The organism is Sulfitobacter sp. HNIBRBA3233 (assembly GCF_040149665.1).
Lineage (GTDB): Bacteria > Pseudomonadota > Alphaproteobacteria > Rhodobacterales > Rhodobacteraceae > Sulfitobacter > Sulfitobacter marinivivus.
In genome coordinates this window covers 1-508 of the sequence record NZ_JBEFLP010000019.1, presented here as the reverse complement: position 1 = coordinate 508, position 508 = coordinate 1, and the positions used below count along the sequence as shown (strand labels likewise).

At 55.7% G+C, this 508-nt stretch carries 1 protein-coding gene; it reads right to left on the bottom strand.

Annotated elements, in window-relative coordinates; genetic code table 11:
• Positions 1-398 (bottom strand): TRAP transporter substrate-binding protein DctP (gene dctP / locus ABMC89_RS18990; RefSeq protein ID WP_349570801.1); only part of this gene is annotated, 398 nt, incomplete at its 3' end.
• Positions 399-508: the final 110 nt, after the last annotated feature.

Here is a 508-nt window from a genome sequence, read left to right as displayed (position 1 = left end):
GCAAGCTGCGCACCCACTTCGCCATCAAGAACCATATGCGCCTGCTCGGCACTGCCAAACAGGAACGGCAGATCGACAAGCTGATAGGTCGGCTCAAGGTTGGCGACCACGGCATTGGTGATCACGCCCATGTCGATTGTGCCGAATTGCAGACCTTCTAGTATTTCCTTGTCGTCGCCCAGTTGGCGGTTGGGGAAAAGCTGCACTTCGACCCGGCCAGGTAGCGCCGCCTCAAGCTCTTTCTTGAAGGCATGGGCCGTGATTGCATAGGGGTCGGTGGGGCTGTCTGCGGTTAGCCAGGCAAGCTTCAACTCGAATTCCGCAGCGTGTGCCGTGCCCGTGAGGGCCGCTGTCGTCAGCAATGCGCCAAAAAGCCTGCGCGTCAAAGTAATGTACATCAGGTATCCTCCCTTGGATGAATTTCGAGCCGAAATCATTCGACGCTCGAAACTTCTGCGAAAAGACTACACACGCTACAATCAATGCAAACAGTGCATAAGTCGCACAC